General features: G+C 69.3%; 8 protein-coding genes. 4 read left to right on the top strand and 4 right to left on the bottom strand.

The window, feature by feature from the left end:
* The 4 genes from HY703_06690 to HY703_06675 form a co-directional block, all read left to right on the top strand.
* On the top strand, positions 1-702 hold a 702-nt coding region (locus HY703_06690), incomplete at its 5' end, for a hypothetical protein (GenBank protein MBI4544861.1).
* A gap of 11 nt (positions 703-713) precedes the next feature.
* Positions 714-3020, top strand: coding sequence for a bifunctional salicylyl-CoA 5-hydroxylase/oxidoreductase (locus HY703_06685; protein MBI4544860.1), 2307 nt, complete (start codon positions 714-716; stop codon positions 3018-3020).
* Positions 3021-3213: 193 nt separating this feature from the next.
* Entirely contained in the window at positions 3214-3996 is a 783-nt protein-coding gene (locus tag HY703_06680) for a tryptophan 2,3-dioxygenase (protein ID MBI4544859.1), read from the top strand.
* Positions 3997-4263: 267 nt separating this feature from the next.
* The gene (locus tag HY703_06675; protein ID MBI4544858.1) at positions 4264-5457 is read left to right on the top strand and encodes a kynureninase; all 1194 of its coding nucleotides are present in this window, start codon (positions 4264-4266) and stop codon (positions 5455-5457) included.
* Positions 5458-5559: 102 nt separating this feature from the next.
* Here HY703_06675 and HY703_06670 read toward each other — a convergent pair whose 3' ends face one another.
* The 4 genes from HY703_06670 to HY703_06655 form a co-directional block, all read right to left on the bottom strand.
* Positions 5560-5964, bottom strand: a complete 405-nt coding sequence (locus HY703_06670) for a type II toxin-antitoxin system PemK/MazF family toxin (GenBank protein MBI4544857.1) — start codon at positions 5962-5964, stop codon at positions 5560-5562.
* Positions 5957-6184: a hypothetical protein gene (locus HY703_06665; protein ID MBI4544856.1), complete on the bottom strand. Its 228-nt coding sequence runs from the start codon at positions 6182-6184 to the stop codon at positions 5957-5959. The genes HY703_06670 and HY703_06665 overlap by 8 nt, the downstream gene beginning before the upstream one ends.
* 228 nt (positions 6185-6412) lie before the next feature.
* Entirely contained in the window at positions 6413-6715 is a 303-nt protein-coding gene (locus HY703_06660; protein MBI4544855.1) for a DUF3175 domain-containing protein, read from the bottom strand.
* 122 nt (positions 6716-6837) lie between these two features.
* Positions 6838-8334 (bottom strand): M48 family metalloprotease (locus HY703_06655; protein MBI4544854.1); only part of this gene is annotated, 1497 nt, incomplete at its 5' end.

Below are 8334 nucleotides of genomic sequence, written 5' to 3'. Positions count from 1 at the left end.
GCGTTCGAGGCGTGCCGGGTGCGGGGGGATTGGAGGCTGGGCGAGGAGGGCGCCGGCTTCAAGCTGGGCATGGCCACGCTGGACCGGCTGCGCCCCACAGTGGCGGCCGCCGCCTGCGGCATGGCGGCCCGCGCGCTCGCCGAGGCGCTGGCCCACGCCACCGCCCGGCGCCAGTTCGGCCGGGCGCTCGCCGAGTTCGAGCTGGTGCAGGAGAAGCTCGCGCGCATGGCCACGGACCTGGCCGCGGCGCGGCTGCTCGCCTACCGGGCGGCCTGGGAGAAGGACCGCGGCGCCGAGCGCATCACGGCCGAGGCGGCCATGGCCAAGGCGTTCGCGACCGAGGCGGCGCAGCGCATTGTCGACGACGCGGTGCAGGTCCTGGGCGGGCGCGGCCTACTGGCCGATCACCCGGTGGACCGACTGTACCGCGCCGTGAGGGCGTTGCGCATCTATGAGGGCACGACGGAGATGCAGCATCTGATCATTGCGTCGCATCTGGTGCGCGGGTGGGCGGAGGCGGGAGCGGGAGAGGCGGCCAGGGAAACATCCGGATCAGGAGCGGGATCGGGAGCGGGATCGGGACTGGCGGAGGGACCGGAAGCGCAAAGGTCGGAGGGATCGGGCACGGGCACGGGCACGGGTACGGATACGGATACGGGTACGGGTACGAAGGGAAGCAGCACCGTGGAGGCGCTGCCGTGAAGATTGCTATAGTGGGGGGCGGCCCGGCCGGGCTCTTCTTCTCGATCCTGATGAAGCGGGCGGACCCGCGACACCAGGTCGTGGTCTTCGAGCGCAACCGGCTGGACGACCCGTTCGGCTTTGGCGTCGTCTTCTCGGACGCCACCGGCCATGGCCTGGCCGGGGCCGATCCCGAGACGTTTGCCGCCATGGCCGAGCGTTTCGCGCACTGGAACGAGATCGACATCCACTATCGAGGCCAGGTCCTCACCTCGACAGGCCACGGCTTCAGCGGGCTCTCGCGCCGCGCGCTGCTCGAGATCCTGGCCCGGCGCGCGGAGTCGCTGGGCGTTGAGCTGCGCTTCCAGTGCCAGGTGAGCGAGTCGGCCATGCTGGGCGGCTCCGACCTGATCGTGGCCGCCGATGGCTTCAACAGCACGGTGCGCGCCTGGCACGAGGACGTCTTCCGCCCCACCATCGATGTCCGGCCCAACCGCTTTGTCTGGCTAGGCAGCACGCGGCCGTTCCCCGCTTTCACCTTCTACTTCAAGTACGACCAGCACGGTCTCTGGCGCGTGCACGCCTATCAGTACGAGGGCGGGTGCGCCACCTTCATTGTCGAGGCGACGGAGGCCACCTGGCGCGCCGCGGGCCTGGACCGCGCCACGGAGGACGAGACCATCGCCTTCTGCGAGCGGCTCTTCGCGGAGGAGCTCGAGGGGCACCGGCTGCTCAAGAACCGCTCGCTGTGGCGCCAGTTCGCCACGGTGCGGAACGAGTGCTGGCATCACCAGAACGTGGTGCTGCTGGGCGATGCGGCCCATACGGCCCACTTCTCGATCGGCTCCGGGACCAAGCTGGCCATGGAGGACGCCATCGCGCTGGCGGCGGCGCTGGGCGAGCAGCAGGAGCTGTGTGCCGCGCTGGCGGCGTACCAGGCGGCGCGGCGCCCCGCCGTCGAGAGCCTGCAGCGCGCGGCGCAGGTCTCGCTCTCCTGGTTCGAGGACACCGAGCGCTACATGGAGATGGAGCCGCTGCAGTTCGCGTTCTCACTGCTCACGCGCAGCCTGCGGCTCACCCACGCCAACCTCGAGGTGCGGGATCCCGCCTTCGTTGCCCGCGTGGACGAGTGGTATGCCGCCGGGGCGGAGCGGCAGAGCGGAGTGGCCGTGCCCCACCGGCAGGAGCCGCCCGAGGAGCCGGAGCCCCGCTTGCCGCCGGCCGCTGCGCCCCTTCTGGTGCCGCGCCGGGGCGCGCCGCCACCGCTCTTCACCCCCTTCCGCGTGCGGGAGCTGGTGCTGCACAACCGCGTGGTCGTCTCGCCCATGTGCCAGTACACGGCCGAGGATGGCACGGTGGGCGACTGGCACCTGGTGCACCTGGGCAGCCGCGCCATGGGCGGCGCGGCGCTGGTCATGGCGGAGATGACGGACATCAGCCCGGAGGCGCGCATTTCGCCCGGCTGCGCGGGGCTGTACAAGCCGGAGCACGTGGGCGCCTGGCGTCGCGTCGTCGACTTCGTGCACCGCTCGAGCCAGGCCAGGATCGGGATCCAGCTCGGCCACGCCGGCCGCAAGGGTGCGACCCGGCTGATCTGGGAGGGCGACAACGAGCCGCTCGAGGAGGGTGGCTGGCCCATCGTCTCGGCGTCGGCGATCCCTTACTTCCCGCACAGCCCCGTGCCCCGCGAGATGGAACGGCAGGACATGGAGCAGGTGAAGGCCGATTACGTACGAGCGGCGCACATGGCGGAAGAGGCGGGCTTCGACTGGCTCGAGCTGCACTGCGCCCACGGCTATCTACTGGCCAGCTTCGTCTCCCCGCTCACCAACCGGCGCACGGACCTATATGGCGGCACGCTCGAGAACCGGATGCGCTACCCGCTCGAAGTCTTCGCCGCCATCCGCGCGGCATGGCCGCAGCACAAGCCCATGTCGGTGCGCATCTCGGCCCTGGATTGGGTGCCCGGCGGCGTGGACTCCGCCGAGGCGGTCGAGGTCGCGCGCATGTTCAAGGCGCAGGGCGCGGACATCATCGATGTCTCGGCGGGTCAGACCGTGGCCGAGCAGCGCCCCGCCTACGGCCGGCTCTTCCAGACGCCGTTCAGTGACCGGATCCGCCACGAGGCGGGCATCCCGACCATGGCGGTCGGGAATATCTCGTCGTATACCGATGTGAACACAATCCTGGCCGCCGGCCGCGCCGACCTCTGCCTGCTGGCGCGCGCACACCTGTGGGACCCCTACTGGACCCGCCACGCGGCCTACGAGATGGGCTGGCCCTACCCCTGGCCGCCGCAGTACTCGACGTTGAACCGCTACACCCCGAGGTTCGTGTGAGGGCTCGGGCTCGGGCTCGGGCTCCGCTTCGCTGGGCTCGGGCTCCACGGAGCAGGTCCCGGCTGTGCCGGCGTCCAGGCCGCGACTGCGGCCGGAAGTGCAACGACAGCTTCCTTCGAGGTTCCGAGCCCGAGCCCAGCGTCGGCGTAGCCGCCGTGGAGCCCGAGCCCCAATAACCCGCTAATAACCCGCTATGCCCCTGACCTACTCGAGCTACCTCAGGCTCCCCGAGCTGCTCTCGCTCCAGGTCCCTCAGTCCGAGGGCCCCGAGCACGACGAGACCCTCTTCATCATCATCCATCAGGTCTACGAGCTGTGGTTCAAGGAGGTCCTCCACGAGCTGGACCACCTGCAGGAGCTGCTCGAGGCGGGCGAGACCTCGCGCGCGCAGCACACGCTCAAGCGCGTGCTCACGATCCTCAAGGTGCTGGTCGCGCAGATCGACGTGCTCGAGACCATGACGCCGCTCGAGTTCCTGGTCTTCCGCGACCGGCTCGAGACGGGTAGCGGGTTCCAGTCCCACCAGTTCCGCGCCCTCGAGTTCGCGCTGGGCCAGAAGCGCTGGTCCGCGGTGATCCACTACCGGGAGGGCAGCGAGATGCGGCGTTTCCTCGAGGAGCGCTATAGCCGGCCCACCATCTGGGACTCGTTCCTGAAGTACCTGGCACGGCGCGGACACGCCGTCCCGCGGGACCAGCTCGAGCGCGATTCCAGGCAGCCCGTCCAGCCCTCGCCTGCGCTGCAACGCATCTTCATCGAGATCTACCGCACCGACCCGACCGTGAGCGAGCTGTGTGAGCGCTTCGTCGACCTCGACGAGGGGATGCAGGAGTGGCGCTACCGTCATGTCAAGATGGTCGAGCGCACCATTGGCGCGAAGCCGGGCACGGGGGGCACCAGCGGCGCGGCCTACCTGCACACCACGCTCAACCGGCGCGCCTTCCCCGACCTGTGGGAGATCCGCTCGGAGCTGTGAGCGCACCTGTTATCCCCGAGCCGCGGTTCGTTGCCTCAGCCTCCGAATGACCGTCTTGCTGTCACCTGATGACCGTCTTGCTGTCATCCCGAGCGGAGGCGTCCTTCGACGGAGCCTGCCCTGAGCAGGGTCGAAGGGCCTGCCCTGAGCGCAGTCGAAGGGCTCAGGATAAGCTCCGCGCCGGGGTCGAGGGATCTCCTATCCAGGCCCGTGAGGATGTGTTCAAGCATCCAGGTGCATCCGCCAAACGATTGGAGTGTTGACACGATGCTCACAGTGGAGGCGCTCTACGCCTCGCCCAACGCCCTCGCGTCGCACTACTCCCGCTTCGACGTGGCCAACCGGCTGCTGCTTACCGGACACTCGCACCAGGCGTGGCCCGACGCGGGCTTCGAAGCCCAGCAGCAGGCCTGGCTGGACGCCGCCCGCTGGGTGGACGAGAAGTGGGAGCATGCCTTCGCGCAGGCGGAACGGGTGCGCCAGGGCTACGCGCGGCTGTTGGACGACGCCGCCGCGAACATCGCCCTGGGCGCGAACACCCACGAGCTGGTGGTGCGCTTCCTCTCGGCACTGCCGCTCGGCGACCGGCCCCGGCTGCTCACGAGCGACGCCGAGTTCCATAGCATCCGCCGGCAGCTGGACCGGCTGGCGGAGCAGGGGATCGAAGTGGTGAAGCTGCCGGCGGAGCCGGTCACAAGCCTGGCGGAGCGCGCCGCTGCGGCGGTCGACGGGCGCACCGCCGCCGTCCTCATCTCCTCGGTTCTGTTCCTCAGTGCCCGCATCGTGCGTGGGCTGGGCCAACTGGCCGAGGCGTGCCGGCGCGCCAGCGCGGCGCTGCTGGTGGACGCCTACCACCAGCTGGATGTGGTGCCGTTCTCGATGCGGGCGGAGGGTCTGGAGGATGCCTTCGTCACAGGCGGCGGCTACAAGTACTGCCAGTTGGGCGAGGGGAATGCATTTCTGCGCGTGGCGCCGGGGACGGAGCTGCGTCCGGTGATCACCGGGTGGTTCAGTGAATTCACCGCGCTCACCTCGGCCGGACGCGAGGGCCGGGTCGCCTACGGCCGCGGGCCGGACCGCTTCGCCGGCGCGACCTACGACCCCACCAGCCATTACCGCGCCGCCGCGGTCTTCGACTTCTTCGATGGGCAGGGGCTCACCCCCCAATTGCTACGGGAGGTCAGCCAGCACCAGATGGGGGTCTTGGCGCGCGAGTTCGACGGGCTTGACCTCGATCCCAGGGTCATCGACCGAGACCGCTCCCTCGAGCTCTCCGGGATCGGCGGCTTCCTGGCACTGCGCGCGCCCCGCGCCGCCGAGCTGTGCGGCGCACTGCGCCGCCGCGGCGTCCATACGGACTATCGGGGCGAGGTCCTCCGCCTCGGCCCCGCACCCTACCTCTCCGATGCGCAGTTACGCGATGCCATGGGTCTGCTCGGAGAGTGCGTGCGGCCTGGCTGATCACATCCGCCGTGAGGCGCACCGCACACCGGCAGCCTAGACCAGCCTGGGCAAGCCAGCCGCTTTCGAAAAGTGCCGTGGCCGTTTGCCTGCTCGCGTGACTCAGGATGGAGGGGACTTCGGAACAGCTTGGGCACGCGGACCGGGCAATCCCAGCGCATCTTCGATAGCACGATCAATAAGGCTCAGGACTTCCGGACGAAGGCTCCCGAGCCGAGCGACCAGCTCTCTTCGCGGCAGGGTGATGAGGGTCTGGCAGTCTACCACGCTGTCCGTTCGCAGTCCCGCGTGGCGACCGTCGGGGCTATCGCGCGCGACCGTCACTTTGCACGGGAGATCACGCTGCTTCTGCGTGCTCGTGATGGCAGCGAGAATCACCGCCGCCCTGCGCCGGTTGTAGCGGTCCGACTGCACGACCACGGCAGGTCTCCGCTTCCGCCCGACCCCACCTTCCCCCACGAACGGGAAGGCCACAAGCACAACGTCGCCGCGCCGGACGTCAATCATCGTCGTAGACGTCCAGCGCCGGATCACCCCAGGCCTCGGCCAGCGCACGCTCCTGCAAACCGAGCCCCACGGGGCTCAGCCAGGGGTTCTCAATCTCCTCCGCCTCGCGCTCCACCAGCTCCTCGACCAGCTCTCCCATAGGACGGTTGCGCCGAGCGGCCAGAATCTTGAGCCGGCGGTGTGCTGCTGCCGAGACGTACACCATCTTGCCCCGAGCCATGCCTTCAATTCCCCTTATACAAGGTTGACGTCATATACTGTACGTACAGTAACAGCGCGGGCGCCGGGGTGTCAAGGAGAAGCGCGAGGGCGCTGGGGTCTTACCGGCAGGATCGGCTGTCGTGACGGGCTACCATGACCGGGTCTCAGCCTGGCGAGAAAGATTGCCAGCCATGGAGTGGCCGGGGTGTGGCGGCGGCGGGTCAGTCGTGGCCTGCGTCAGGAGGGCTTACTCGTGCCCGAACTGCTTGCGCAATTCCTGCTTGGCCTGCTCGAGCACCCGCCGCTGCCGTGGTTCGAGCTTCCGGCCCGCACGATTGATGTAGAAGTTGAGCATGGACATGGCCGACTGATAGGGCGTACCCTTGCGGCGCTGGCTCCGCTCGGCGGAGCGCTTGAGCGATGACGCGATGCGGCGCGGGTCCGTCCAGGTGAAGACGTCGCGCTCCAGGTCGAGCGCATTGCTTCGCTCGGTAACTTGGCGCGACCAGTAGCGGCGCTCCCCCGGCTGTGAAGTCGGCTTACCACCCATCCTTCAGCACTCCTGACATCCGACAGTTCGTTCGAGCCCCCGATTCGCTTCGCTCGCAATGCGCAGGCCAGCTTATGGAGCGGGCACGGGCAGGGGCACGGGCACGGCACCGGGCCGGCCGATCAACCCATCCACGCGATCCCCAGCATACCTGCCAGCAGCATTGCCAGGGCCATGAAGAACTTGAAGAAGTAGACCCAGCAGCGCCGCGTCTGGCCGTACGCGGTCAGCGTGTTCAGCTCGACGTAGGGCACGGGGGCGCGGCGGTACCACCCCGTGGCCTCGATGGACACGCCCTGGAGCTGCTGCCCGCGCATGAGGCCGAAGAAGAACTCCCACAGCCGCGAGGGCTGGCGGTAGTCCAGGAAGATGATCCCCGTCTCGTCGCGCAGCACGAAGTCCTCGGACCAGATGAGACCGGGCACGCCCCGGCCGATGATGCGCCCCTGCAGCCGGCAGGGCACGCCGCGCACGCCCGAGACCTTCACCTTCTTGAGCAGGCTGGCCACGGGCAGCGTGGGGAAGAAGCCCTGGGGATACGAATAGAGCAGCTTCACCAGCGAAGCCGCCCCGCCCGCGGACAGGGCCAGAGCGTAGAGCCATGGCGTCCCGGTCACGTACCCTGCGGTCGCGAACGCGCCGAAGGCCAGCCAGGGGAGCAGCCTGACCAGGAAATCCGCTACGAACTCGTCCCAGTACCCTTCCGGCTGCGCTTCGTCGAACACAATCGCCGGCTCCTGCCCCAGCGACCGCGCCACCTGAGCCAGGTGCCTGAGCCGCAACGCCACCAACGGGTGCGTCGAATGCAGCTCGTAGAAGCGCGCCCAGGGGTTCCACAGGTCCCAGCGCATGGCGCCCCTCACTGCGGCAGGGTCGAGGCCGCCGGGGCCGGGCGAATTGGCGTCCGCAGGCCGCGCGTAGGAGGCGACGGCGAAGCCCCGGGCCATGCCGGGGTCAAACACCCCCAGCGCGCCCACGGCTTCCATCTTGAAGCTCCGCCCGGCGCGCGCCCTCGCGCGCTGCGCGCTCTCCCCGCCCTCCGCGCCCGCCGCCTGGCTCGAGTCCTGGCCGGCCAGGCCATAGGCGATCTTGACCAGTGCCGTGGCCAGGTCATTGGGCCGGGTAGTGATCTGCCCCGCAAACCGGTCCGCTTGGTACTCGCGCGTCCGGGACAGCCACAGCACCACATACTGCGCCAGCACGTACAGCACGTAGGCGCCCAGCGCGACCGTGTAGCGCTGCTTGCCCGGCGCCGCCCGCTCCTTGCGCCCTGCGTCCAGCACAAAGCGGTAGAGCAGGTAGAGCACCAGCGGCACGAGCTGCGCCGCGGCCATGAGCAGCATGTCCCAGTTGCGCGCGTGCCCCAGCTCGTGGGCAACCACGGCCTCGAGCTCGCCGGGCTCGAGCAGGTCGATCACGCCCCGGGTAAGCACGATACGGGCATTGTGCGGCGTGTGGCCGTAGGTGAAGGCGTTGGGCGCGCCGTCATGGATGATGACGAAGCGCGGGAAGGGCATGCGCAGCATACGGCAGGAGCGGTCCACAAAGCCGCGCAGGTGCGGCGGCAACTGGTACGGCTGGACCCGCTCGGCCGTGTAGAAGAGGCGCAGCGCCAGGTC

The organism is Gemmatimonadota bacterium, from assembly GCA_016209965.1.
In the GTDB taxonomy this organism is placed as follows: domain Bacteria; phylum Gemmatimonadota; class Gemmatimonadetes; order Longimicrobiales; family RSA9; genus JACQVE01.
The sequence above is the reverse complement of the archived record's forward strand: the minus strand, read 5'-3'. Positions and strand labels throughout refer to the sequence as shown.